Origin of the sequence: Streptomyces sp. NPDC019443, from assembly GCF_044389785.1 — a bacterium.
Classification (GTDB): domain Bacteria; phylum Actinomycetota; class Actinomycetes; order Streptomycetales; family Streptomycetaceae; genus Streptomyces.
This window is the reverse complement of sequence record NZ_JBIRYJ010000002.1, coordinates 266,166-291,526: the sequence shown is the minus strand read 5'-3', so window position 1 is coordinate 291,526 and position 25,361 is coordinate 266,166. Positions and strand designations below refer to the sequence as shown.

Genomic DNA, 25,361 nt, shown 5'->3' with positions numbered 1-25,361 from the left:
ACTGACAGCGATGGTCCCCGTCGGTCTCAGCCGCCTCGGGCGGGCGTCGGGCGCGGCCTCGGCCTCGGCCTTGGCCTCGTGAGGGGGTCAGGCTCCGTTGCCGGACCCGGACCCGGCCCCGTACCCTGCCCCGAAGCCGAAACCGAAACCGAGGCCGAAGCGGGAGCCGGTGCCGGCGCCAGACCCAGGGCCCGCGCTCAAGCCCGTGCCCAGCTTCTCCAGGTCGACGACCTGGTCGGTCGGCGGGGCCACGGTCTTGACCGGCTTGTTGTAGTCGGAGAAGGTCATCGTGCCGGGCCCGTCACCGCCGACCCTGACGACCCTGATGAGGTACGGCTCACCCTTCTTGGCCACGTACATGGTGATCGTTTCGCCGTCGGGCTTCTTCTTCACGAGGGTCGTTGTGGGCACAGAGTTGACCTTGGCGTCGGGTCCCTTGGTCATGCCCTGACGCTCCGACGTGTCCTTGTCCCTCTCGGCGAGCATGGCCTTGAGGTCGCAGACGCCGCCCATGGCCTTCGCGCTGCCCGCCGGCATCTTGATCCAGCGGTCCTTCACCAGCTCGACGACGCCTTCGCCGTCTGTGCCGGGCGTGCTGCTCTCGCTGAGCGACGCGCGCCAGAATTTCTCGTTGCCCTTCATGTACAGGACCTTGCTGACCTGGCGCAGCTCGGCGCTGCCGCCGCCGAAGCCCAGCTTGCCCGTACATGCGCCCTTGTTGTCCACCGCAAGGTCGACGGACGCCTGCTCGCCCTCGCTGGTGACCTGGCCCGCCATCCTCATGGACCGGGCCGCCTGTGTGGCCGCGACGGCCCTGGCCGCGATCTGATCGGCGGTCAGGCCGGTGAGGTCGGCGGGTGCAGTGCTGGTGACGGCCGCCGGTTCCTGCTCCCCCTCCGGCTTCTTCTCCTGCCTCTGCTGCTCCTTCTTCTCCTCGGAGGCGCTCTTGACCTTGATGTCGCCATCGTTGGAGCAGCCCGCCAGCGCAGCGGTCGCGGTCGCGGTCGAGAAGACCACCGCCGTAACCAAGGACTTCCGTTTGGCCGCCATGTGTCTCCCCTTGCAGGTCCGCGTGTCGCCTTGTCGTCATTCATTGGATGCAAGCAAATGCGGCAATGCGCGACAAAACACGGCTCATTCCACTATTTGGCGGCCTTCCGGCTGGGCGCTGCACGACGAGCGGAAAGTGCAGTGGGTGCAGTGCTGCCCCGCGCTCGGGGTGAAGCGCTCATCGAGTACGCGGCCGGCGGCGGTGGCCAGCAGCTCGCCGACCCACTCCCCCGCGAGCGGCTCCTGCGCCTGGATCCTCGGGAGGGCGTCACCGCCCTCCTTCCTGGCGGCGGCCTGGCGCAGTTGTACGAGCTCGGCGCCGCCGGGTTCGGGGCGGCGGCCGTCGAAGGCCCCGTCCACGGCGCCTTCGCGCACGGCAAGCTGGTAGACGGCGAGTTGAGGGTGCCGGGCGACCTCGTCCCGGGTCGGCGTCTGCTTGCCGGTCTTGAAGTCCACGACGTACGCGCGTCCTTCGGTGTCCTGCTCTACGCGGTCCATGGAGCCTCGGATGCGTACCTCGTACTCGCCGGCCTCCAGGGTCACGTCGAAGTCGTGCTCGGTCGCGGCGGGGGCTCGGCCGCCGCGGTCCATGACGTGCCAGCGCAGGAAGCGTTCGAGCGCCACGCGCGCGTGCTCCTTCTCCTGCTGCGACTTCCATGGCGCGTCGAAAACGAGCGCGCTCCAGACGGAGTCGAGGCGCTCCATCAGAACGGCCAGATCGGCGGGGGTCTGTCCGGAGGCGACCTCGTCCGCGAGTACGTGAACGACGTTGCCGAACCCCTGGGCGGCCGTTGCGGGGGCGTCCGCCTTCACCTCGCGCCCCAGGAACCACTGGAGCGCACAGGTGTTGGCCAGCTGGTCCAGTGCGCTGCCGGAGAGGGTGACGGGCTGGTTCCGGTCCCGCAGGGGGAGCCGGCTGTGGGTCGGCTCGTACAGGCCCCACCAGCGGTAGGGGTGTGCGGCGGGCACGAGCGGCTGGCCCTCGTCGTCGGCGAGCGCGGCGAGGCGCGCGAGGCGGCGGGCGGCGGCGTCGCGCAGCGCGGGTGTCGCCTGCGGGTCCACGGTGGTGGCGCGCAGCTCGGCGACGAGCGCGGCAACAGCGAGGGGGCGGCGGGGGCGGCCGGTGATGTCCTTGGGTTCGACGCCGAGTTCGGTGAGGAAGCGGGAGGGCTGGTCGCCGTCGTCGGCCGGTGCCTTGACGGCGGTGACGACGAGGCGGTCGCGGGCGCGGGTGGCGGCGACGTAGAAGAGCCGGCGTTCCTCCGCGAGGAGGGCACCGGGGGTGAGGGGCTCGGCGAGCCCGTCGCGCCCGATCCTGTCCGCCTCCAGGAGCGAGCCCCGCCGTCGCAGATCGGGCCATAGGCCTTCCTGTACACCGGCGACGACGACGAGGCTCCATTCGAGGCCCTTGGAGCGGTGGGCGGTCATCAGGCGTACGGCGTCGGGGCGGGTGGCTCTCCTGGCCAGGGTGTCGGCGGCGATGTCCTGGGCCTCGATCTCCTCGAGGAAGTTGAGGGCGCCGCGGCCGCCGGTGCGCTCTTCGGCACGGGCGGCGGTCTCGAAGAGGGCGCAGACGGCATCGAGGTCGCGGTCGGCATTGCGGCCGGCCGCGCCGCCGCGGAGGGCGGCGCGTTCGAGGCGCTGCGGCCACGGGGTGCCGGCCCACAGCTCCCATAGCGCCTCTTCGGCGGTGCCGCCGCCTTCGAGGAGCTCGCGCGCCTTACGCAGGAGCGCGCCAAGCCGCTGCGCGCCGCGGGCGTACGCGGGGTCGTGTGCGACGAGGCGCTCGGGCTCCGCGAGGGCGCGGGCGAGGAGCTGGTCGGACGGTGGGGGTACCCGATTGCCGCCGGCGCGCTCCTCGTCACGGAGGGCACGGCCGAGGCGCCGGACCTCGGCGGCGTCCATGCCGCCGAGGGGGGAGGTGAGGAGGGTGAGGGCGGTCTCGGTGCTGAGCCAGGGGGTGGTGGGGTCGTCCGCCGCCTCCCCCGCAGTGTCCGGCGCCTCCCCCGCAGTGTCCGCCGCCTCCCCCGCAGTGTCCGGCGCCTCCCCCGCAGTGTCCGCCGCCTCCCCCGCAATGTCCGCCGCCTCCCCCGCAATGTCCGCCGCCTCCCCCGCAATGTCCGCCGCCTCCCCCGCGGTGTCCGGCGCCGCCCCCGTAGTGTCGCCGCCCCGTTCCGCAGTGTCGGCTGATTGCGCCCTCTGCGGCTGCGTCGCCGCCGTAGCCACCGCTCGCAGTGCCGTCAGCAGCGGGGACACCGCCGGTTCGTGGCGCAGAGGGACGTCGTCGCCGTCGATTTCCAGGGGGACGCCCGCCGACGCCAGGGCGCGGCGCACCGAGGGGATTGTGCGGCCGCCCGCGCGGACCAGGACTGCCATGTCGTGCCAGGGGACGCCGTCCTCCAGATGGGCCCGGCGCAGGATGTCCGCGATGTTGTCCAGTTCCGTCGAGGCCGTCGGGTAGGTGTACGTCTCGACCCGGCCGCCCTCCCGGACCGCGCCCAGCTCCCGGTGCGCCCGTACCTTCTCGGACGGGAGGCGGGGCAGCGGCATCCGGCGGGTCAGCAGCCGGGTCGCCGCCAGCAGGTGCTCGCCACTGCGCCGGGACGTCGTCAGGACCGCCACGTCCGCCGGGCTGCCGTTCGCGTGCCGGAAGGCATCGGGGAAGTCGAGGATGCCGTTCACGTCCGCGCCGCGGAAGGCGTAGATCGACTGGTCCGGATCGCCGAACGCGACCAGCGTGCGGCCCTGCCCGGCCAGCGCCTGGAGCAGCTGTACCTGGGCCGGGTCGGTGTCCTGGTACTCGTCCACGAACACCGCGTCGTAGGGGAAGTCGTAAGGCGAGGCGACCCGCTGGGCAAGCAGCACCGCCCGGTGCACCAGTTCCGCATAGTCGAGCACCCCCTGCAGGTCCAGGACGTCCAGATACTCCGCGAGGAACGACGCGGCCGCCCCCCAGTCGGGGCGGCCGGTACGGGCCGCGAAACGGGCAAGGGAGTCTGGGCCCAGACCAAGCTCACGGCTCCGGGCGAGCACCGCGCGTACCTCGTCGGCGAAGCCACGCGTCGTCAGGCACGCCCGCAGTTCGTCCGGCCAGTGGTTGCGCGCCAGCCCCTCCGCCTCCAGGTCGAGCTGGCCCGTCAGCAGCTCGCGTACGGCGACGTCCTGCTCGGGACCCGACAGCAGCCTCAGCGGCTCGGAGAACAGTTCTGCGTCCTGGTGCGCGCGGACCAGCGCGTAGCAGAAGGAGTGGAAGGTCGTCGCCTGCGGCCCCTGCGCGCCGCCGAGCCGCAGCGCCATCCGGTCACGCAGTTCCACCGCCGCCCTGCGACTGAAGGTGAGCACCAGGATCCGCTCCGGATCCGTCCCCTTGGCCACCCGCGCGGCGACCGCCTCCACCAGCGTGGTGGTCTTGCCGGTGCCCGGACCTGCCAGAACGAGCAGCGGACCGTGATCGTGGTCAACCACCGCGCGCTGACTTGCGTCCAGCAGAAGGGGATCCACGGGGCTCGGCGGGGTACGCACCAGTCGGTACGCGCCCGGGGTCCTCCCCCTACGCCCCTGCGGGCGTGGGGGGACCCCCTGGCGTACCTGTTGCTGGTACGTCGTACGCCCTGTGGTGGAGGAGGAGCTCACGTGGATCGCCGGTCCTGGTGGGTGTGCTGGTGATGATGGAGCGGTTCGTGCCGCGCGCTGACGACGCTACGCCAGCGCGCTACCGCGACGCAGTGAGTCCGGCGCGTACTCCGTACGGTCCGCAGAGCGCCCGCGCGACCGCCGAATGGCGGAAGCTGTCATATGTGAGCGCTGTCGCCGGCACCACCGCCGCCGCCGTCCCACCGCGCGCGCTTCATGTCGAGGCGCGGCACGTGGCCCTCGGCGCTGCGCGCGGCCTCGCGCAGGGGCGTCCCCTCCGTGCGGTAGTGCTCCAGGGCACGCAGTTCATGGCCGGGCAGCAGCGCGCCGTCCGCGCGCACGACACGCCACCAGGGCACGCCGCCGCCGTAGAGGGACATCGCACGGCCGACCTGGCGCGGCCCGCCGTCCCCGAGCCACTCTGCGACATCGCCGTACGTCATCACCCGTCCCGGCGGAATCAGCTCGGCGACTTCGAGCACCCGCTCCGCGAACTCCGGCAGCTCTTCCATCCGGTCCATCCTGCCGTACGCCACCGACAACGACCCGGACAGCAGGACCCGAGGGGCAAAGGAGCGTATCCTTCCCGCCTCGCGCCCCCGCAATGCACCCTGATGCCCCCCTCTGTCGGCGGGCCGTGCCACCATCATGCGGGCGGTGACTGGTGATACGAGATCAAGAAGAGACCGAGACGGCGAAGGAGCAGGGCGTGCAGCCTCCTCAGGCGGCGAGCACCCCTGGGCCCGAGTCGTACCCGGACGCACCCGTTCCGCGTGAGGGTGCCGACGGCCCCAAGGGAAAAAAGGAGGCGGCGGACGAAGCCACTGACCAGGCCGTGGACACATCCGCGGACCTAGCAGCAGACACCGCGGCCAAAGCCGCCGACAAGACCACCGACAAAAGCGCGGACAAAAGCGCGGACAAAAGCGCGGACACAACCGCAGGCAAAGCCGCCGGCAAGACCGCCGAAGCTGCGGACAAAGCGGCAGACGCCCCCGGCGCCCCCGGCGTCGACCGGGTCTCGGGAGACGAGCCGCTGCTCGCCGCGCGCGTCCACCGCCCCTCCGACCTGCTGCGCCTGCTCATCGGCATCCTCGCGATCGCCGTCGTACTCGCCATCGCCGCCTTCGCCCACGGCACCACATCCGGCCTCGAGCAGGACATCAACAAGGGCACCGGACAGGCACCCGACCTCTTCGTCAAGATCGCCGGTCTGGTCTCCAGCATCGCCGTGCTGCTCGTCCCGGTCGCCTTCGCGATCGAGCGGCTGATCAAGCGGGACGGACTGCGGATCGCGGACGGCGTCCTCGCCGCCGTGCTCGCGCACGGCGCCACCCTCGCCACCGACCTCTGGGTCGCCAGGGCCGCGCCCGGCCCCCTCCAGGAGGCGCTGACCCAGGCGCAGAGCGGCGGCGGGCTGACCGACCCCGTCCACGGCTATCTCGCGCCCGTCATCGCGTACATGACGGCCGTCGGCATGTCCCGCAGACCCCGCTGGCGCGTGGTCCTGTGGGTGGTCCTGCTGCTCGACGCCTTCGCGATGCTGGTCGCCGGCTACACCACCCCGTTCTCGATCATCCTCACCGTGCTGCTCGGCTGGACCGTCGCCTACGGCACGCTGTACGCCGTCGGCTCGCCGAACGTACGGCCCACCGGCCAGACACTGCTGGCCGGTCTGCGCCACGTCGGCTTCCGCCCGGTCACCGCCATGCGCGCCGAGGAAGTCCCCGACTCCGCCGAGCCGGGCGACCGCGGCCGCCGCTACCAGGTCACGCTGGAGGAGGGCGCACCGCTCGATGTCACCGTCGTCGACCGTGAACAGCAGGCACAGGGCTTCTTCTACCGGGTGTGGCGCCGGCTGACGCTGCGCTCCATCACCACCCGCCGCTCCATCCCGTCGCTGCGCCAGGCCCTGGAGCAGGAGGCGCTGCTCGCGTACGCGGCGATCGCCGCGGGTGCCAACGCGCCCAAGCTCATCGCGACGTCGGAGCTCGGCCCGGACGCCGTGATGCTGGTGTACGAGCACCTGGGCGGCCGGTCCCTCGACTCCATGCCGGACGACGAGATCACCGACGACGTGTTGCGCGGGGCCTGGCGGCAGGTGAAGGCGCTCCAGTCGAGGCGTATCGCGCACCGGCGGCTGACCGGCGACGCGATTCTGGTGGATCGTTCCGGCAAGGTGATCCTGACCGATCTGCGCGGTGGCGAGATCGCGGCGGGCGATGTGGTGCTGCGCATGGACATCGCGCAGCTGCTCACCACGACCGGCCTGCGGGTCGGCGCCGAGCGTGCGGTGGCCACCGCCGTCGAGATACTCGGCCCCGACAAGGTCGCCGACTGTCTGCCGCTGCTCCAGCCGATCGCCCTGAGCCGCTCGACCCGGGCGACGCTGCGCAAACTCGCCCGCGAGCGGTCGCACCGCGAGCGGGAGGCGGTGCTGGAGGCGTCCGCGGCCGCCAAGCGGGCCCGTACGGCAGAGACGGCAGAGACGACGATCGACGACCGCAAGGCCGTCCGCAAGTCCGAACGGGCGGAGAAGCAGGCCGACAAGAAGGCCATGGACGAGGCCATGGACGAGGTGCGCGAGGAGGATCTGCTCTCCCAGATCCGCCGGCAGATGCTCCTGATCAGGCCGCAGGCGCCGGTCGAGCCGGTCCGCCTGGAGCGGATCAGGCCGCGTACGCTCGTCAGCTTCATCGCCGGCGCCGTCGCCGCGTACTTCCTGCTCTCGCAGCTCGCCGGCATCGACTTCGGCACGGTCTTCGCCCGGGCCCACTGGGGCTGGGTGGCAGCCGCGGTCGCCTTCTCCGTGCTCAGCTACTTCGCGGCGGCGATGAGCCTGCTGGGCTTCGTGCCCGAGCGGGTGTCGTTCCTGCGGACCGTCGTCGCGCAGGTCGCCGGGTCCTTCGTCAAGATCGTCGCCCCGGCGGCGGTCGGCGGCGTCGCGCTGAACACCCGCTTCCTGCAGCGTTCGGGAGTACGTCCCGGCCTCGCGGTGGCCAGTGTCGGCGCGTCCCAGCTCTTCGGGCTCGGCGCGCACATCCTGCTGCTGCTCGCCTTCGGCTATCTGACCGGTACGGAGCGGACGACGTCGTTCACCCCGTCCAGGACGGTGATCGCGGGTCTGCTGACGGTCGCCGTGCTGGTGCTGGTCGTGACCGCGATCCCGTTCCTGCGGAAGTTCGTCTCGACGCGGTTGCGCTCGCTGTTCGCCGGGGTGGTGCCGCGCATGCTCGACGTACTGCAGCGGCCGATGAAGCTGCTCACCGGCATCGGCGGGATGCTGCTGCTGACCGGTGTGTTCGTGATGTGCCTGGACGCCTCGGTCCGGGCCTTCGACAACGGCAACCAACCGCTGAGCTACGCGAGCATCGCCGTGGTCTTCCTGGCGGGCAACGCGCTGGGCTCGGCGGCGCCGACGCCGGGCGGTGTGGGCGCGGTCGAGGGTGCGCTGACCTTCGGTCTGATCGTGGCCGGGGTGCCGAAGGAGGTCGCGGCGCCGGCGGTGCTGCTGTACCGCATGATGACGCTGTGGCTGCCGGTGCTGCCGGGGTGGTTCGCCTTCAACCACCTCACGCGCAAGGGCGCGCTGTAGCGCCGGGGTCGTCCGGCGACCGCTTTGTCCTCAGGTGCCGGACGGGCTTGGATTCAAGCGCGTGGGGGTCCCCCCGGACGAAGTCTGGCGGTGCTTGAGGACAGCGCGCCCGGAGGGCGCGCTCGCCCCGGCCGCCCGCCTCGTCCCGCGCCCCGCGCCACCCGCATGGACCGCCGCCCGCGCGCCGCGCGCTCCCGCGGCGCACCATGGCGGCATGCCGACCTCTTCCGCGGCCGTGCGCACCACCGCCCTGCGCACCACCGCCCCGCGCACCGCCGTACTCGCTGTCTCCGTCGCCGTGCTGCTCACGGCCGCCGGCTGTTCCGACAGCGGCGACAAGGGCGAAGGCGCGGACGAGGAGCGGGCGAAGGATCTCGCCTCGCAGACGCTCGACTGGCAGAAGTGCCCGGCGCCCTCAGAGGCGGAGGGCGGTGGGACCGCTCCCTCGCCGCTGCCCGACGGCATCCCCTGGGAGTGCGCCTTCATGGACGCCCCGCTCGACTACGCCAAGCCGGACGGCGAGACCATCGAGCTGGCCCTCATCCGGGCGAAGGCCCGTGACACGAGCCGGCGGATCGGCTCCCTGATCTTCAACTTCGGCGGCCCCGGCGGCTCCGGGGTCGCCAACCTGCCCGCCGCCGCCGCGGACTACGCCACGCTGCACACCCGCTACGACCTGGTCAGCTTCGACCCACGCGGGGTCGGCCGCAGTGCGGCGGTGGAGTGCGAGGACGACAAGCAGCTCGACGCGTACTTCGCCCAGGACTTCACACCCGACGACACCGCCGAGGAAGAGACGTACACGGACGACCTGAAGAACTTCGCCGATGCCTGCGAGAAGAACTCCGGCGAGCATCTGCCGTACGTCGGCACCACCAACGCCGCCCGCGACATGGACCTGATGCGCCAGGTACTCGGCGACGACAAGCTCTACTACTTCGGCATTTCGTACGGCACCGAACTGGGCGGCGTCTACGCCCACTTGTTCCCGACCAAGGTCGGCCGGGCCGTCTTCGACGCCGTCGTCGACCCGACCAAGGACTACGAACAGAGCTCGCTCGGCCAGGCGAAGGGCTTCCAGCTGGCTCTCACCAACTTCGCGCAGGACTGCGTGGACCGGGGCGATCAGTGCCTGCTGCCCGGCACCACAGCGCAGGAGATCCAGGACTGGATCATCGCGCTGCTCGCGAAGCTCGACAAGGAGCCGATCGCCGGCGTCGGCGACCGGAAGCTGACCCAGAGCCAGGCCACCAACGGGATCGCGCAGGCTCTGTATTCCAAGGAGTACTGGGAGTTGCTGGAACAGGGTCTCGACGAGGCCGACGGCGGCAACGGCGCACTGCTGCTCGCGCTCTCCGACGCGATGAACGGGCGCAGCGAGAACGGCCACTACAGCAACATCTCGGCGGCCAACGCAGCCATCAACTGCGTCGACTCCAAGGAGCGCTGGTCCCTGGCGCAGACGAAGGCGAAGCTGCCGGAGTTCCGCAAGGTGTCGCCGGTCTTCGGTGACTACCTCGGCTGGGGCCTGATGGGCTGCAGCGAATGGCCGGTGCCCGGCGCCTGGAACACACCCGACGTGTCCGCGCCCGGCGCGCCGCCCATCCTCGTCGTCGGCACCACCGGCGATCCGGCGACCCCGTACGAAGGCGCGAGGGCGATGGTCAACGCCCTCGGCAAGGGCGTCGGCGTGGAGCTCACGTACCGGGGCGAGGGCCATGGCGCGTACAACGGCGGCAACAAGTGCGTGCAGCGGGCCGTGGACGCCTACCTCCTTCAGGGCAAGACGCCTGCCGCCGGGACGGTCTGTCAGTAGGCCCGCATAGGATGCCGAAAGAATCTTCGAAGCCGTGGGGGGCACGGGATGACCATGCGGGTACGGGCGGGGGTCCTGGCCGCGGCCGCGCTGCTGCTGGCAGGGGCGGCCGTCGGCTGTGACAGCGGTACGGACAGGGCGGGTACCGACGGCAAGAACACCGCCAGGCCCTCGGCGTCCGAGGCCGCCCCCGGCAAGGCCGCGCCGAGCAAGCCCGGCGAGCCGGCGCTGCCCGCCGCGCTCACCGGCCAGCAGCTGGACTGGAAGCGCTGCAAGGCCCCCGTGAAGGCCCGGGGCAGCTACGCACAGACGCCGGGCAAGGAATGGCAGTGCGCCCTGCTCAGGGCCCCGCTCGACTACCAGAAGCCGACGGGCGAGACGATCGGGATCGCCCTGATCCGCGCCAAGGCACTCGACGCGGACAAGCGGATCGGCTCGCTGATCTTCAACTTCGGTGGCCCCGGCGGCTCGGGGGTGGCCGGACTGCCCGGCTCGGCAGAAGGCTTCAAGAACCTGCACAGCCGTTACGACCTGGTCAGCTTCGACCCGCGCGGGGTCGCGGAGAGCGCCGCGGTGGTCTGCCGGGACAGCAAGCAGTCGGCGGCTTCGTTCCAGCTGGACTTCACCCCGGACACACCCGCCGAGGAGAAGGCGTACCTCGAAGACTCCACCGCCTTCGGCGCGGGCTGCGCCAAGAAGTCGGGCAAGGTGCTGCCGCACGTCGGCACCACGAACGCCGCCCGCGACATGGACCTGATACGCCAGGTACTCGGCGACGACAAGCTGCACTACCTGGGCTTCTCGTACGGCACCGAACTGGGCGGCGTCTACGCCCACTTGTTCCCGGCGCGGGTCGGACGCCTGGTCCTGGACGCCGTGGTCGACCCCTCCGCCGACTACCCGGGACACTCGCGCAACCAGGCCCTCGGCTTCCAGCGCGCTCTGGAGAACTACTTCAAGAGCCGCGGCATCGGCGCGAAGGACGGCACCGCGCGCGTCGTGAAGCTGCTCGACAGGCTCGACCGCAAGCCACTGCCCACCACGCAGGGCCGCACGCTCACCCAGAGCCTCGCGCTCACCGGCATCATCACGCCGCTGTACTCCAAGGACGAGTGGCAGTCCCTGACCAAGGCCCTGGACGAGGCCGACAGGGGCTACGGGAGTCGGCTGCTGCTGATGGCCGAGTCGTACAACGGCCGTGACGAGGACGGCAGTTACGGCACGCAGGACCACTCGCAGCGCGCCATATCGTGCGCGGACACCACGGGACGGGTGACGGCCGCCGAGGTCAAGTCCCGCCATCTGGCCGAGTTCACGAAGGTGTCCCCGGTCTTCGGCCCGTATCTGGCCTGGGACCTGGCGGGCTGGTGCGCGAACTGGCCGGTGCCCGGCGAGTGGGAGACTCCCGAGGTCGCCGCGGAGGGCGCGGCCCCGATCCTGGTCGTCGGCACCACGGGCGACCCGGCGACCCCGTACGAGGGCGCGAAGAAGATGGCGGACGAGCTCGGCGCGGGCGTCGGCGTGCTGCTCACCAACAAGGGCGAGGGCCACGGCGCGTACGGGAACGGCGCGTGCGTGACCGGGACGGTGGACGCGTATCTCCTGGACGGCAAGGTCCCGGCGAACGGCAAGACCTGCGGACAGCTGTCCACGGCAGCGCGAAGGGCCCTGGACCGGCACTCCGGTCCAGGGCCCAGCACACTCGCGTCAGTAGATCGGCAAGTCAGGCCACTTGCAGCCTGACCTGCGCGTTCTCTGCGCCCTCAGCCTCCCTGGGCCGTGGTGGGGCCGTCATCCGCGTTCGGGCCGTCGTCGAAGACGCGGTTCACCGCCTCCCGAGTCCGCTTCTCGCTGCTCGGCATCAGATGCGTGTACGTCCGCAGCGTGAAGCCCGGATCGTGGTGCCCCAGGTACTCCGACACAGCCTTGACACTCTCGCCCGCGTCCAGCAGCACGGACGCGTAGAAGTGCCTCAGCGCATGCATGCCGTTCTCCCGTCCATACGGGATGCCCGCCGCGTCGAGCGCGGGGCGCCACGCGTGGCGATTGAAGTCGTTGCGGTTCACCGGGCGCTCTCGGTCGCGGTAGAAGAGCATGGTGGCCGTGACCGGCGAGGCGTCGACCATCCTCCACGGCAGCGTCACGGCAGTCGGCGGATGCTGCGTGATGTGCTCCTCAAGCGATCGAGCGACGCTCTCCGGCAGCGGGACCGTGCGGGTCTTGCCCCCCTTGGGGAGCGCGAACACCGGCCGGTTGCGGATGAGCTTGACCTGCCGAGCCACGTGAACCAACCCGTCGACGAAGTCCACGTCGTCGACTGCCAGTCCAAGCACCTCACCCTGCCGCATGCCACAGCCGCCGGCCAAGTCCACCATGGGCCGGTACTGCTCAGGCAGCGCCGAGCGCACCGCGAGCACGCGCTCTCGCGGCCACGGAACGATCCGGCGAAGGTCGAGCTTTGGCGCACGCACGGACGACGAGCGGCAGGGGTTGTCGGGGATCAGACGGTCATCGACGGCCGCCGTGAGCATGGTGCCAAGATTCGCGAAGATCACTCGCTGATAGGCGGGCGCCACTCCCCCGTCCTGCAGCTTCCGCAGCCACTCACGGATGTGCGTCGGCCGGAGCGATCCCAGCGTGCGACTGCCCAGGTACGGCAGAACGTGCAGGCGGATGCGCTGCTCGGTGCCCACGAAGGTGCCGGGGTCCATGGTGAGCGACGCCAACCATCGTTGGGCGTGCTGTCGAACCGTGAGGCGACCGCCTTGCGGATCAATGTACTGGCCGCGAGACATGTCCGACTCGATCTGCGTGAGCCATTGCTCAGCGAGCCGCTTCTGACGATCGGGGAAGCTCTTGGACTTCTCGGTGCCGTCGGGACCGATGTAGCGGGCGCGGTAGCGCAGACCGACGCCGTACCGCTGGGTCTTGACCTTGACGACCTTGCCGCTGGGTCCAGGCTCGGTCCGATACCAGCGGTCTTGGATGTGCCCGGCCATCAGGCAGCCTCCCCAAGCTTGGAGTCCACCCAGGCCCGCACGTCGCCCGGATCGAAGCGCAGGTGTCGGCCGACTCGGAATCCGCGAGGCCCGGTGCGCTTGCGCCGCCATTGGTAGACGGTCTCGACGCTGGGAAGCTCGAACATCTCGACCAGGTTCTCAGGGGTCAGGAACCGGTTCGGCAGCTCTGGGGCCATGGTCAGTACTCCCCTTCATTGGTGAGCTGGTCGCGTAGGACTTCGCGTGCGGTTTCTCGGTTGATGCGGATGTCTTCGGCGATGGAGGCGGCGAGGGCGGATTCGCCGGGGGTGTGGCCGTGGCCGGCGTAGCGCCAGTCGGCGAGGACGAGGGTCGTTTCCGGCTCAGGCAGGCCGAGTGCCTGGCGTTGCTCGGCCGCGCGGTAGTCGGCACGGACCTGACGCCGTTCGGCGAAGGTCGAGGAGTAGCGGCGGGACTTGGTCAGGAAGTGGCCGCGGAAGCCGAGCATGTGTGCCCAGGCCCACAGCTTGCGGTCCGGGTACAGGACATCGAGGTCCCAGCAGGCGCGGATGAGACGGCGCGCGTGGTCGGGTACGCGGTGCTGGTCGAGTTCGGCGAGTTCGCCGACACGGCGGTCGAGCGTGCCGGTGGTCTCGGCTGCCTTGGTGGCGTACTTGGCGACGTACGCAGCCACCTTCTGCTCTGTGATGTCATCCGAGTCGAAGGCCGTGATCGGCCGGACGTCGAGCTGCTCGCCCCATTGCAGCTTCCGTGCAGGCTGCCCGTCGACAGCGGGAACCGTCACCGTGGTGTACGGGTGCTCTCTGGCCTCGCGGATCGCGTTGGTGAGCCGGTTGAGCGTGGCCCAGGCCGGGGGTGTGCTGTCGGGTCCGTCTGGTCCGTCGATGCGGATGACCGCGTGGAAGTGGATCGCACCGCGCTTGTGGAACTCGGCGACCTTGTTGAACGACAGCCGGGCCGACTCCTTGAATGCCTTCTGTGTGAGTCCGGCAGCGGCGGCGAGTTCGCGGCGGAGCCGGTTGATGAACCGGTGCCACAACTCCCCCGCGTGATTGTTGAACAGCACCGCGCCCGCGTAGTCGTACGTGCTCGGGTCGAGGGCCGTGCCGAGCACGGGATCGTCTTCGGTGTGGCGGGTGCCGCAGCGGCAGCGGCGTCCGGTGTCAGGGATGTTGTGCACGGGACCGAAGGACGGGGCGGTCAGCGTGGCGAAGACCCGAGGTCGTTCGCGCACGGCAGCCGGGATGTTCATGGCATCGTCGCCAGCCAGGCCCGCGCGGACGAGCCGGTAGGCGTCGCCTGCGTAGAGGTAGGCGCAGGGCTGGCAGCGGGAGGCGCGGCGGTTGCCGCAGGCGATCCGCAGCCGGCCGCCGGGCTCGTCCTCGGTGGAGTAGGTGTGCAGGACCTGCCCACTGGTTTTGTCGCGGGTCAGGGACCAGCCGGTGAGGTGGATGGGCTGTGCGCATCCGCCGGTCTTCTTGATCTGGTCTTGCCAGCGGTCGAAGTCGGGGGCCGAAGCCACCCTGAGCAGGTCGCCCAGGGTGGTCGGATCGAGCGTGTCAGCCACGGGCCGCCTCCAGCGCATCGGCGAGGAGCGGTGCGGCGAGCAGGCCGGGAGGCGGGGTCCACAGACCACGTGCACCGGGCCAGAACAGCGGCGCGGCGAGCGGAGTCACCTGGGTGAGTCGCCAGTGGTAGCGGCCCTTGGCGGACCAGAGCGTGCACCAGCCGTCATCGGTGTGGCAGTCCTCCAGACGGGCGACGGCGACGATCGCGCCCCGCGGGAAGGGACGGCGCAGGAACGGCCGGGCCAGCGGAGCGTCATGGGCGTTCGGGTCGGTGGTGCGTCCGGCGTGGATGAGGACCAGACCACGATGATCGGTCGGCCAGGTGCGGTTCTCGATCCGCTTGGTCCCGTAGGCGATGGCACTCGCCCACGGCTGCCACACCGTCAGCGCCAAGACCTCGGAGGTGGGGATGGTCATGTCCAGCACCACCCGTTGTCGCAGCCCTCATCGTCGGTGTCGAACAGCGACATCTGTGTGCCAGCCTTGAACAGCTGGCGCAGTGGCCGTCCGGTGCGGGTGAGGTAGACCGGCGGCTTGCCCTTGCCGGCCAAGAAGCGGTTGATGGTGTCCTCGATATGGCAGGCCCGCTCGAACCGCACGGGATCTTGCTGATGCATGGCCTGCCATTCGGGGATCTTCCGCATGGGGCAGAAGTCGCACGATGACTTAGGCGGCACGGGCAGGCCGGCGGAGCGGATGATGCGCGGGCAGTCGGCCCGGCGGATCTTCAGATCGAGCAGCGGGTAGGCCAGTCGCTCATAGGGCATGGCCTTGTTCGGATTGGCGCGCCCGATCTCGTCCAGGCTGATGCCCATGGCAACGGTGGCGCGATGGTCGGCACTCGCGCCATGGGCCTTGAGCCACGCCCCGGTGACCAGGATCTTGAAGTCGTAGGTGCAGTTGCGCTTGCCCGGCTTGCCGTTGGTCAAGAAGACCGGGATGGTCTGCCGGCTGCCGTTGCTGGACAGGATGCGCTGACAGATCGTCTCGGTCGTGCCCTTGGCCTCCCGGTGCAGCTCGATCAGGTCGAGTCCGTGAGCCGCGGCATAGGGGGCGGCGTATTGCTCGAGATAGCGCAGGGTGGCGGGGTTCTCGCTGTCCGAGCCGACGTTGGCGAACAGGAAGGTGCGAAAGTCGATCCGTTCCTGAGCCGCCAGGACCAGGGCGGCCGTGGACTGCCAGCCACCTCCGAAACTGAAAGTACGTAGCTCTGTCACCGTGCTCACCGCCCCGCCACAGAGACACGCGTGGTGACGAGCCAGACAGGTGCGGTGCCGGTGCCGTGGCAGGCCGGGCAGTGCGCGGTGATGGTGCGCAGGTGTCCGGAGCGGTTGCGGCCGCCGAGGGTAACGGCGACGGACGGGAAGCCGTCGCAGTTCGGGCAGATCCGATCGGCGGTGCGTGTGGGTTGGGTCATGATGGAGTTCCCTCCGGTTGTGAGATCGGTTGGGGTCACGGCTCCCGGAGCGGGCGAAACTTGGCGGTTGAAGCCGCTCCGGGGGCCGGTCACTTACTGGGCTTCTTTTTGGGGACCTTGACGGCGAGGGTGATCAGTCCGCCGCCGCCGATCAGCGTGGGAACAGCGGTCTTGATCGCTGCCGCTGTGGTAGCGGCGACCTGAACCAGGGACAGCACGGCGACGGTGGTGAGGTAGACCAGCCCGCAGACGCCGACCGTGGCCACGAGGATCAACACCAGCGGGCCGGTCCATGAGCGGGGCGTGGTGTGGACGATGACCACGGACCGGGGGTCGGTGCCCGGAGGGATCAGGTCGGCCGGAACGTGTCCGGCGCGAAGCTGGGCATCGGGACGGTTCACGGTGGTTCTCCCTTCCGGGGCAGGTCACTTGGTGGTGCCGTTGACGACGTCGACACCGGTCCTGGTGCCGGATTCGATCGCCGGGGCAAGGAACGTGTCGGCGAGGAGGAAGCCGCCGAGGAGCAGCACGACGATCAGCCAGGTCGGCGGGCGCATGAGCTTGATCCCGAAGTAGCCGACAAGGGCGACCACGAGGACCAGGGGCAGTTCGACGTTCACGCCGGCTCCCCGGATGTGGCCGGTGCGGCCTCGGTGGTGGAGTGGCCAGCGGCGTAGGTCTCCACCGCCGCTGCGTAGCGGGTGGCAGCGGCCACCAGTTCCCGGGCGAAGCGCAGGTGAGCAGCGATGGACGTGCTGCTGTTTGCGCTGACCGTGAGTGAGGCGTGCTCGTCCTGCATGGCGAGGATCGGAGTGCGCTCGGTGCCGTAGGCGTGGCACATGGCGAACGGTTTCGTGTGCAGGTGCAGGTTCATGGATGCGGCGATGCGGTTCGGCACGACTGGTCTCCTTTCGGATCAGGTGAGGTGGGTGGTGAGCTGGTCGGCCATCGGGCCGGGTACGCCGAGGCGGGCGCGCAGGGTGTCGGCATCAATCGCCGTGCCGGTCGTGGCACGGTGTGCGTCGGCGATCTTGCGGGCGTGCGCCAGCAGCGCCGCGGGCACCGGGACGGCGGGCGGCAGGGCCGGAACCGGATCGGGCTCGGGAGCCATGGCCGTGGCCGGTTCGTCGCGTGTCACGGAGACGACGTCAGAAGCCGGGTCCGGTACCTCAGCAGGAGCGTCGAGCCGGTCTGCCGGGCGTTCGGGGGTGTGGACGAGGAGGGTGCCGCCGAGGAAGGCGAGGGCGGGCCAGCCGGCCACCAGGATCCGCAGCCAGGCGGGCACGTCATTCAGGTCGAGCAGTCCCGCGGTCGCGACGTTCGCCCCGAGGGATGCGGCCAGGGCGACGGTGAACCAGGTCCACGCGGCGCGGGTCGGGCCGCCGTCGGTGCGCAGGATGCGCAGGCGTCGCCAGGCGGCGACGAGCAGCAGGTCGACGCTGATGGGGTAGGCCCAGGCTTTCCAGCCGTCCTGGCCAGCTGCGGCGGCGATGTCGTGCAGGTGGGCGAAGGACAGCGCACCGGCGATCACGGCTTGGATGAGTACTGCGTCGGGGCGGACCGAGCGGGTCACTAGTCTTCACCTCCTTCACAAGGTGGTTGGGGCCGGGGCCGGGCGGGGCTCATACGTCCTGCCGTCCGGTCCCGGCGGGATCATTCGGTGGGTGCGTGGCCGGTGCCGAAGCAGGTCAGGCACAGGGCTTCCTGCCGGTCGTCGCTCTGCCGCTTGCTACGACCGGCGACCTGGAAGGCTTCGGAGACCTGACCGGTCTGACAGTCCGGACACGGCTGGTGCTTCGCGGTCTTGCGGGTGGTGCTCGCCTTTCGTGCGGCCATGACGTGCCTCCTCGTTTCGGCGTGGCGGGGGTAGGGACCTGGCGTGAGACGGTCACGCCGACCGTGTGAAGCGGGGAAGGGCTACGGGGTGCCCGAGGCGATCGCAGGCGTCGCTGCCGGGGCCGATGCGGGGATCCCGGTGGCCGGGCGGAAGGGTGCCAGGGCCGGGATGTCCGGTGTCAGGTGCGCGAACTCGCGGCACACCGCGGCGACTTCACCCAGCGACGTCTTCGGTGTGCGGATGCGCGTCCAGTTGCCGGAGGAGTCACCGACGATCGCGGTACCGGCCCGCTCGGGGGCGATGCTGGTCGCAGCGGCGACGGCGAGTTCGTTGACGTCGGCCAGGCCCATTTCGGCGGTCTGCTTGTCGTTGCAGCGATGCACCACGCGGCCGGTGAGCTGGGCTCGCAGTGCGGTTGCGCCCTTGCCGAGTTCGGAGCCGAAGCGCTGCCCGCACACCTCGAGGTAGATGCCGATTGCGCGGGCCAGCTGTGCCAGGCGGACGAGTTGGGTGACCATGTGGTCCCGGCGGGCCATGTCGTTCTTGGAGGCGATCAGGAACAGTTCGGCGATCTCATCGATCAGGACCACGATGGGCATGGGGCGCAGGTGCTTGGGCAGGCCCCAGATGTCGGAGGTGATGTCTTCCAGCGCCGTGCCCGGGCCGATGCCCTGGTGCAGGCACAGCAGGTCGAAGCGGTCTTCCATCTCCGCGACCAGCGCGTCCAGCAGCCCCTCGGCCTGGTCCGGAGTCGTCGCCAGAGCGGACAGGCGCGGGGCGAACGGACCTTGTTCCACACCGCGCTTACAGTCGATCCCGACCAGGGCGACGCTCTGCGGCGCGAGAGCCTTGATCAGACAGCGTTGATGCATCGACTTGCCCGAATAGTTCGCACCCAGCGTGAGGCCGTGCGGGATCTGCTGGTAGTTGCGCACGTAGGGGCGGCCGTCTTCCCGCAGAGCGACCGTCGCGGACAGCGGACCGGGAGCCGGACGGCGCGGCATCCGCACGTGGTCGAGGATGTCGAAGCCGGTCATCCGCAGATCGACCACACCCGGCTTGATCTCGAAGACGTGCACCGAGTACACACCCCACGCGTGCCGCAGCCGCTCGGCCGACTTGACCACATCGTCCGGGGCCAGGCCCGCAGCCAGCCGCAGACGCAGCACCAAACCGGTGCGGGTCGGGCGGATACCGCGCAGCTTCGGAACACCGGGACGGGCCTGCTGCTCACCGGCGGACAGCTTCTTGGCGAAGACCTTCCACCACGGCGGAGCGACCGTCAGCTCACACGCCTCCATCGTCGGACGGTAGGAGGACTGAATCCGGTACAGCGCGGCCGGAAGACCGAACACCACCCAGTACACGGCCGGAGCCTTGACCCGAACGATCAGCGCGAAGACGACTAACGCGCCTATGCACAGCAGCAGTTCCGTCACGGCGATCAGCCCTTGCCGTTCGCAGCCGCCGGAACCTGCGCGGCCATCACCGCGGTTGCCTTGAAGCTGATGCCGTGCCCGAAGTCGTTCTCCCACGGGGTAGCCACCAGACCAGGCAGCGCCACCGGCATACCGGGGAACAGGTCCGGCTGAACACCATCCTCGGTCACCACGACGGTCACCGCGTCCGGCCGGCCATCCACGACCACGGCCACGTTCACGTTGAACTGCACCTTGCCCGTCTTGTCGACCGCGACCTCACCGGTCTCCCGGTTCTTGAGCTTCTTCTCCGGAGCCTGGATGAGCATCACCGTCATGGCTTCGGTTTTCACGGGGATCCTGCGCATCGTCTTATCTCCTGTGGTTGGGGCTGGTTGAACCCGCCGTATCGGGCGGTGAGATCAGGAGACCGCAGGAGGTGACGGACACATCACGGCCCGTATGGACGTTTGGGGACGTCTGAGCTATCGTCAAAACGTCCCCGGCGTCCCTGAGGTGGCGGTACGAGATGGCGAACGAGCGTCTGCGCGCGACGATTTCGGCGAAGGGCGAGACCGTCCAGTCGCTCGCGCAGCATGTCGGAGTGGACCCGAAGAGCGTCGAGCGCTGGATCACAACCGACCGCACGCCACACCGCGGGCACCGCTGGAAGGCGTCCAGCTTCCTCGGCGTGGACGAGGTCTATCTCTGGCCCTCGGTCACCAAGCAGGCGGAGACGGCGAGCACTTCGGAGCTGGTGACGTACTACCCGCACCGCGGCGCAGTGCCGGCCACACTCTGGTCATCGCTCATCGAGCAGGCCACGAGCCATGTCGAGATCCTGGTGTACGCCGGTCTCTTCCTGTTCGACAGCCACCCGGACCTGCCGGATCAGCTTGCGGACAAGGCCACAACGGGGGCGCAGGTCCGGATACTCCTCGGTGACCCGGACTCTGCGATGGTCCGCCAGCGCGGCGAAGAGGAGGGCATCGGCAACGACCTTGCCGCCCGGGCTCGGATCACCCGCCGATACCTCGAACAGGCCACCAAGACGCCGGGCGTCGAGGTCCGGCTTCACGACACGATCCTCTACAACTCGATCTACCGGTTCGACGACGACATCCTGGTGAACCCCCACGTCCTCGGCGCTCCGGCCGGACAGAACCCGGTGCTGCACTTCCGATACATCCCGGGAGCGCGGACGTTCCGTCACTACATGAAGAGCTTTGACTACGCGTGGGACCTCGGCACTCCTTCGTAGACGAGCCAGCAGTCATGCGACGCTGGAGCCATGGCCCGTATCGACTACTTCAACGACCCGAAGGCCCCGCAGGCAAACAGCATTGTCCCGTCCGTCACGGCTGTGGCGCTCAACGAGGCGGGCGAAGTGCTGCTGATCCACAAGACCGACAACGACCTGTGGGCACTGCCCGGCGGCGGAGTCGACGTCGGCGAGTCGGTCGCGGACGCCGCGGTACGCGAGACGAAGGAGGAGACCGGGTTCGACGTCGAGGTGACCGGGCTAGTCGGCCTCTACACCAACCCAGCGCACGTCATGGCGTACGACGACGGCGAGGTACGGCAACAATTCTCGATCTGCTTCACGGCGAAGATCACCGGCGGCGAGTTGCGCACCAGCAGCGAGAGCAAGGAAGTCGCGTTCGTACGGCCGGACCGGCTCGACGAGCTCAACATCCACCCGTCGATGCGGATGCGGATCGACCGCGGACTGTCCAGCGAGGCAGAGCCCTACATCGGCTGATCGCCGAGCCGCGTAAGAGTCCGCTCGACAGCGGCCCCGAGATACGGCCTCGCCTTGCTGATCGCGGTATGCACCACGCTGCCGGGTTCGTAGCGCACCAGGATCTCGTCCATGCGCCGATCGAAGTCGAATCGCTGCCCGGCGGGACCGGTGGTCATGTCGGCGAAGATCAGCGCGTCCAGTAGCGGGGAGTCTTCACGCTCGTACGCGGCCAGCTCAACCGAGAGCCCCCGTTGCTCGGCTTCGTACACCGCGCCGGAGTGATGGGCGACGAGCCGCACCAGTCGGTCAGGAGCACCAAGGGACACCAGATACCGGGCACCGTCGAGCGGATGGAACCCGGTGTCACGCAACTCGGGCGCGTACCCGATGTCATGGAGCCAGGCCGCGGCGACGAGGAGATCCCGTTCGCCCTCGGGCAGAGCGCGCGACGCTTCGACGGCCCGCGCGGCGACAGCCTGAGTGTGCAGCCAACGGTTCCCGAGCGGCGGCAACAACGACTCGGCCAGCTCGGCCGCTCCCCGGGGCGTATCCAGCGTAGAAGGCATGAATGGCACGGTAGCCCAGCCCAGCGAAAGATCAACAGCCAGCATCAGTCCGTCCGACGCACGCGGACAGAGTTTCCCTACGTCTATCAAGTGCTCGCTTCGCTCGCTGCTCGACCAGGGGGTTCGGGCAGCGAGCCAGGTCGTTGGCAGCCCAGCCGCCACCACGCAACCCAGCCACAACGGGCCCGGCTCTGCCCATGCCCGCCATGCGCCCGAGTGGCCCCAGAAGGCTGCAAAGACACCAGGACCCCCAGAGCACCGGAGAGCAGGCGGAAGCTCGGGAGAACACCACAGTTGACGCATCGGGCGTCTGCTTTCCCGGCCTCCTGAACTGCGGTAGCAGTCTGATCAGAGATCAGAGAGTGCCGCGCACAGCGCGGCGGCGCCGGCCGGACGCCGCCGCGCTTGCCCCTCAATGTCTACGCCACCGGGGCCGCACGTCGTCGCCCGCCCGCGCCCACAAGGGGCGAAAAGACCAGGCCGGGGGTGGGGACGGTCGGCTCCACGGCTTTACCCACACTCCCCGATTCGGGTCCCGCGTCGAGCAAGACCAGGGGGCCACTCGGACACATTGCGGGCAGGGGTGAAACCTGCCCGAGTAGCTGGCAAGCGTACGGCCCCCTGGTCATGCCCGACCCCAAACCGGGCAGGACACCGGCCAAACCCGCTCCGTAAGTTGTTCGGCGGTCCGGGAGAGTCGGGTGTGGCTCTAAAACCGCTTGCCCGCAGGTGGCTCCGGTGGAGTGGCCGCCCGGCTCTCCGGGACGCCCTGGCCGCTGATTGAGATGTGCGCATTGGTCGCTGTTTACGGAGCTGACGGCGGGTGTTCCTCGGACCGAACGGCATGCCGCCTGACGCTGAGGAGAAGCACATGGCCGAGCATCTGACCCGGCTCTGGGTCGGGATCGACGCAGGCAAGGCCCATCACTGGCTGGCCGCGGTCGACGAGACTGGGGCAACGGCCTGGAGCCGGAAGGTTCACAACGACGAAGCCGCGATTCTGACCGCACTCGGCGAGATCCTCGACCTCGCGGACGAGGTGCACTGGGCCGTGGACATCGCAGGCACAGCGTCCGCGCTGTTGCTTGCCTTACTCGCCGCCCACGGCCAACAGGTCGTCTACGTTCCCGGCCGGACGGTCAACCGGATGTCCGGCGCCTATCGCGGTGAAGCCAAGACCGACGCCCGTGACGCCTACGTGATCGCCGACACCGAGCGCCTGCGGCGAGACTTCAGCTCTATCGAGGTGCCCGCCCAGCTCGCCGCCGACCTGGCCTTGCTGACCGCCCGCCGAACCGATCTGATCGCCGACCGGGTCCGCATGCTCAACCGGCTCCGCGACGTGCTCACCGGCATCTTTCCCGCACTGGAACGCGCCTTCGACTACGCCGACCACAAAGGCGCACTGATCCTGCTCACCGGCTACCAAACCCCGGCAGCCATACGCCGCCGCGGCCAGGCCCGCCTCACCGCCTGGCTGGCAGGCCGGAAGGTGCGCAACCCCGAGGCCGTCGCCGCCACCGCACTCCACGCCGCGCAGGCCCAGCACACCACGCTGCCGGGCCAGGACATCGCCGCCGGAATCGTCGCAGACATCGCCATGCAGATCCTGGCCCTGGACGACCGGCTCAAGCACATCGACCAGCAGATCCGGCAGACCTTCCACACCCACCCCCAGGCCGACATCATCGAGTCCCTGCCGGGCATGGGCCCCATCCTCGGCGCCGAGTTCATCGTCGCCGCAGGCGACCTGGCCGCCTACCCCGACGCCGGCCACCTCGCATCCGCCGCCGGACTCGTGCCCGTCCCCAGGGACTCCGGACGCCGCACAGGCAACCTCCACCGCCCCAAGCGCTACAGCCGACGCCTGCGCCGGGTCTTCTACCTGTCCGCCCAGACCAGCATCATCCGCGAAGGCCCCAACCGTGACTACTACTTGAAGAAGCGTGGCGAAGGCTGCAAACACGTCCAGGCCGTGATCGCCCTCGCCCGCCGACGCGTCAACGTCCTCTGGGCCCTACTCCGAGACAGCCGCCGCTTCACCACAGCCCCGCCGACGGCTGCCGCGGCAGCTTGACTGGGTCATTAAGACTCCACCGCCCTAACTGGCATGCATCCCGGTCGCGAAGTTCTTCAACCGCATCCCAAAATCTTTTCTTCCTTGCGCTTCGCCCAACTCGATATATCCGATGCTGATTCATTGACGCCCGGAGCGGAGGATTTGAGGTATGTCAGTCCTGCCGTGTATGGGCGAGACCAAAAGCCCGAGTCCAGCTGAAATACGAAGAACCCCTTGTTGATGTTCTGGATATGAGGTTGCAACCCCTGACCGAAAGTCAACTTGAGCCGTATACAGGTGGGAATGCTACCAATGTGCATGTATTGCTTCACTGCCGAGTTGGGGCTTCGTGTGTGCCGAAGTAGGACCATTCCGCCATGTAGCGATCCATCAGAACGGTTTTCTACGGTCAGCTGAGTAGGCCATGTGGGGCTGTCGACAGACCATGAGATCTTGGTTGCAGTACCCAGAGCCTGGAGGCTAGCGATCTGCTCCTGTGACTCTGTCATTCGCTTGGCAAGCTCCGTTTGTTCCTTCTGCAACACCTCTTGTTCGGCCGAAGCGGCCTCTTGGTCAATGCTATTGGATATACCTAGTCCCAGAGTTGCCCCGATGCCAGCAATTCCGATTATGGCCGCAATCCAATCCTTCTTGTCCATTTTCTCGTCTCCTCGGAGGCCACGGTGTTACCGGCCTCCTTGTGACAATCCGCTCTCGATGCGGCAAACGCTCGTTCTGGACTCTAGAAAGGGGCTGAGCGGGTGAATTTGCCACCCAAAGCGGCCAACCGCTTGGGCGCCAGCATGCCGGTGGGCCACACACGCTCACGGTGTGCCACTGCCGTGCCAGAACAACCGGGCATTGGCTGTCAGTCGAAGACAGCGGCGGGGCCAGCACGCGCCCCGGATGGGTGATGGCGCCCAGGGTGGACTATCCATGGACAGCCCCTGCGTCCGGCTCAAAGGCTCGTGACCTGTGCGCAGGTCGAGGGCCGAAAGACCTTACGGAGCCGTTGCAGTACAGCAGCGAAGTACGGCAACCACCGCGACCGCAGCCGACCGCCACCGGCTCCAGGAGACCGACTGACCAGCCGAGCAGACCTCAGCGACCGCCCCGCCGATAGTTCGGGACGAAGAGGTCAGAGCGGAGCGCTGGGCCGGCCGGACCAGGTAGCAGCGTCGTCAGGGGATCTTCTGGAATCGGCTCCAGCCAGCCCCTGGCGACCAAGTGAAGCCATCTCCCGAATCCCAGGTGCTCATCGCCCAAAGGTGCGTCACCTCACGAGGTAGAGCAGGGTCCACTATGGGAAGGGGGGCTGCGGGCCTCATCAGCAAGTCAAACGCCGTGAATGGAGCAACTGTGTGCCCAGGTAGGACCACGAACAAGTGCCGCTCGTCCGCTCCTGACAGCTGGAGCTTCGCAAGATTGTCTGCCTGCTTCGGCTCACCTATCCAGCCGCTGACCCAGTGAGCGAACGCGTCCCCCGTGGGAGCCGCCCAACCCCCTGCTTTTTCGGCTGGCTGCCTGATAAGGCAGTAGATGCTGCCGGGGAACTCCGTGGCGGGTGACTGGAAGGCAGAGACGACCCCCATCCGCTCCGCTTGGCTAACGAGTTGACTTCTGGCATCCCCCTCCGCGTCACGCAGAGTGCGGAAGGTA

24 protein-coding genes and 1 pseudogene are annotated in these 25,361 nt (G+C 69.2%); 7 read left to right on the top strand and 18 right to left on the bottom strand.

Going from position 1 to position 25,361, the window contains the following annotated elements:
- Positions 1-87: 87 nt before the first annotated feature.
- From ACH492_RS07525 to ACH492_RS07515, 3 genes are all read right to left on the bottom strand, one after another.
- Positions 88-1,050, bottom strand: a complete 963-nt coding sequence (locus ACH492_RS07525; RefSeq protein WP_398983832.1) for a hypothetical protein — start codon at positions 1,048-1,050, stop codon at positions 88-90.
- 84 nt (positions 1,051-1,134) lie between these two features.
- The gene (locus tag ACH492_RS07520) at positions 1,135-4,683 is read right to left on the bottom strand and encodes a UvrD-helicase domain-containing protein (protein ID WP_398983830.1); all 3,549 of its coding nucleotides are present in this window, start codon (positions 4,681-4,683) and stop codon (positions 1,135-1,137) included.
- Positions 4,684-4,841: 158 nt separating this feature from the next.
- Positions 4,842-5,195, bottom strand: coding sequence for an MGMT family protein (locus ACH492_RS07515; protein WP_398983827.1), 354 nt, complete (start codon positions 5,193-5,195; stop codon positions 4,842-4,844).
- 197 nt (positions 5,196-5,392) lie between these two features.
- On the opposite strand from ACH492_RS07515, the gene ACH492_RS07510 reads away from it, so the two are divergent.
- The 3 genes from ACH492_RS07510 (at position 5,393) to ACH492_RS07500 (ending at position 11,837) form a co-directional block, all read left to right on the top strand.
- The gene (locus ACH492_RS07510; RefSeq protein WP_398983825.1) at positions 5,393-8,278 is read left to right on the top strand and encodes a lysylphosphatidylglycerol synthase domain-containing protein; all 2,886 of its coding nucleotides are present in this window, start codon (positions 5,393-5,395) and stop codon (positions 8,276-8,278) included.
- 250 nt (positions 8,279-8,528) lie between these two features.
- Positions 8,529-10,094, top strand: coding sequence for an alpha/beta hydrolase (locus ACH492_RS07505; RefSeq protein ID WP_398984790.1), 1,566 nt, complete (start codon positions 8,529-8,531; stop codon positions 10,092-10,094).
- Positions 10,095-10,142: 48 nt separating this feature from the next.
- Positions 10,143-11,837 carry an alpha/beta hydrolase gene (locus ACH492_RS07500; RefSeq protein WP_398983823.1) on the top strand — a complete coding sequence of 565 codons (1,695 nt, stop codon included), beginning with the start codon at positions 10,143-10,145 and terminating at the stop codon, positions 11,835-11,837.
- A 20-nt stretch (positions 11,838-11,857) separates the two neighbouring features.
- Here ACH492_RS07500 and ACH492_RS07495 read toward each other — a convergent pair whose 3' ends face one another.
- The 12 genes from ACH492_RS07495 to ACH492_RS07440 form a co-directional block, all read right to left on the bottom strand.
- Positions 11,858-13,093 carry a tyrosine-type recombinase/integrase gene (locus ACH492_RS07495; protein WP_398983821.1) on the bottom strand — a complete coding sequence of 412 codons (1,236 nt, stop codon included), beginning with the start codon at positions 13,091-13,093 and terminating at the stop codon, positions 11,858-11,860.
- Positions 13,093-13,290 carry a helix-turn-helix transcriptional regulator gene (locus ACH492_RS07490; protein ID WP_398983819.1) on the bottom strand — a complete coding sequence of 66 codons (198 nt, stop codon included), beginning with the start codon at positions 13,288-13,290 and terminating at the stop codon, positions 13,093-13,095. The genes ACH492_RS07495 and ACH492_RS07490 overlap by 1 nt, the downstream gene beginning before the upstream one ends.
- A gap of 2 nt (positions 13,291-13,292) precedes the next feature.
- Positions 13,293-14,678 carry a replication initiator protein RepSA gene (gene repSA / locus ACH492_RS07485; protein WP_398983817.1) on the bottom strand — a complete coding sequence of 462 codons (1,386 nt, stop codon included), beginning with the start codon at positions 14,676-14,678 and terminating at the stop codon, positions 13,293-13,295.
- Positions 14,653-15,078: an ASCH domain-containing protein gene (locus ACH492_RS07480; RefSeq protein ID WP_398983815.1), complete on the bottom strand. Its 426-nt coding sequence runs from the start codon at positions 15,076-15,078 to the stop codon at positions 14,653-14,655. Before ACH492_RS07480 ends, repSA begins: the two co-directional genes overlap by 26 nt.
- Positions 15,075-15,887, bottom strand: a complete 813-nt coding sequence (locus ACH492_RS07475) for a phosphoadenosine phosphosulfate reductase (RefSeq protein WP_398983813.1) — start codon at positions 15,885-15,887, stop codon at positions 15,075-15,077. Before ACH492_RS07475 ends, ACH492_RS07480 begins: the two co-directional genes overlap by 4 nt.
- Positions 15,884-16,078, bottom strand: coding sequence for a hypothetical protein (locus tag ACH492_RS07470; RefSeq protein ID WP_398983811.1), 195 nt, complete (start codon positions 16,076-16,078; stop codon positions 15,884-15,886). The genes ACH492_RS07475 and ACH492_RS07470 overlap by 4 nt, the downstream gene beginning before the upstream one ends.
- Before the next feature lie 89 nt (positions 16,079-16,167).
- Positions 16,168-16,479, bottom strand: a complete 312-nt coding sequence (locus ACH492_RS07465) for a hypothetical protein (RefSeq protein WP_398983809.1) — start codon at positions 16,477-16,479, stop codon at positions 16,168-16,170.
- A 24-nt stretch (positions 16,480-16,503) separates the two neighbouring features.
- Positions 16,504-16,698 carry a hypothetical protein gene (locus ACH492_RS07460; protein WP_398983807.1) on the bottom strand — a complete coding sequence of 65 codons (195 nt, stop codon included), beginning with the start codon at positions 16,696-16,698 and terminating at the stop codon, positions 16,504-16,506.
- Complete coding sequence (locus ACH492_RS07455; RefSeq protein WP_398983805.1) at positions 16,695-16,976, bottom strand: hypothetical protein; 282 nt, start codon at positions 16,974-16,976, stop codon at positions 16,695-16,697. Before ACH492_RS07455 ends, ACH492_RS07460 begins: the two co-directional genes overlap by 4 nt.
- Positions 16,977-16,994: 18 nt before the next feature.
- Positions 16,995-17,651 carry a DUF2637 domain-containing protein gene (locus tag ACH492_RS07450; RefSeq protein ID WP_398983803.1) on the bottom strand — a complete coding sequence of 219 codons (657 nt, stop codon included), beginning with the start codon at positions 17,649-17,651 and terminating at the stop codon, positions 16,995-16,997.
- Between the two features lie 80 nt (positions 17,652-17,731).
- Positions 17,732-17,914 (bottom strand): hypothetical protein, encoded by a 183-nt coding sequence (locus ACH492_RS07445; protein WP_398983801.1) that lies wholly within the window; start codon positions 17,912-17,914, stop codon positions 17,732-17,734.
- Between the two features lie 81 nt (positions 17,915-17,995).
- The gene (locus ACH492_RS07440; protein ID WP_398984788.1) at positions 17,996-18,919 is read right to left on the bottom strand and encodes an FtsK/SpoIIIE domain-containing protein; all 924 of its coding nucleotides are present in this window, start codon (positions 18,917-18,919) and stop codon (positions 17,996-17,998) included.
- Between the two features lie 260 nt (positions 18,920-19,179).
- Between ACH492_RS07440 and ACH492_RS07435 the strand changes: the two are divergent.
- Positions 19,180-19,296 (top strand): annotated as a pseudogene (locus ACH492_RS07435) (hypothetical protein); the annotation flags it as partial.
- A 63-nt stretch (positions 19,297-19,359) separates the two neighbouring features.
- Here the strand turns inward: ACH492_RS07435 and ACH492_RS07430 are convergent.
- Positions 19,360-19,701 carry a hypothetical protein gene (locus ACH492_RS07430; protein ID WP_398983799.1) on the bottom strand — a complete coding sequence of 114 codons (342 nt, stop codon included), beginning with the start codon at positions 19,699-19,701 and terminating at the stop codon, positions 19,360-19,362.
- Between the two features lie 161 nt (positions 19,702-19,862).
- Between ACH492_RS07430 and ACH492_RS07425 the strand changes: the two genes are divergently transcribed.
- Complete coding sequence (locus tag ACH492_RS07425) at positions 19,863-20,594, top strand: XRE family transcriptional regulator (protein ID WP_398983797.1); 732 nt, start codon at positions 19,863-19,865, stop codon at positions 20,592-20,594.
- Positions 20,595-20,624: 30 nt separating this feature from the next.
- Positions 20,625-21,095 carry an NUDIX hydrolase gene (locus tag ACH492_RS07420; RefSeq protein ID WP_398983795.1) on the top strand — a complete coding sequence of 157 codons (471 nt, stop codon included), beginning with the start codon at positions 20,625-20,627 and terminating at the stop codon, positions 21,093-21,095.
- On the opposite strand, the gene ACH492_RS07415 is transcribed toward ACH492_RS07420, so the two are convergent.
- The gene (locus ACH492_RS07415) at positions 21,083-21,643 is read right to left on the bottom strand and encodes an HD domain-containing protein (protein ID WP_398983793.1); all 561 of its coding nucleotides are present in this window, start codon (positions 21,641-21,643) and stop codon (positions 21,083-21,085) included. The two genes, ACH492_RS07420 and ACH492_RS07415, sit on opposite strands and share 13 nt — an antisense overlap.
- Before the next feature lie 871 nt (positions 21,644-22,514).
- Here ACH492_RS07415 and ACH492_RS07410 point away from each other — a divergent pair.
- Positions 22,515-23,720, top strand: coding sequence for an IS110 family transposase (locus ACH492_RS07410; protein WP_398983791.1), 1,206 nt, complete (start codon positions 22,515-22,517; stop codon positions 23,718-23,720).
- 56 nt (positions 23,721-23,776) lie between these two features.
- On the opposite strand, the gene ACH492_RS07405 is transcribed toward ACH492_RS07410, so the two are convergent.
- A complete protein-coding gene (locus ACH492_RS07405) occupies positions 23,777-24,361 on the bottom strand; it encodes a hypothetical protein (protein WP_398983789.1) in 585 nt (194 codons plus the stop codon).
- Between the last annotated feature and the right edge of the window lie 1,000 nt (positions 24,362-25,361).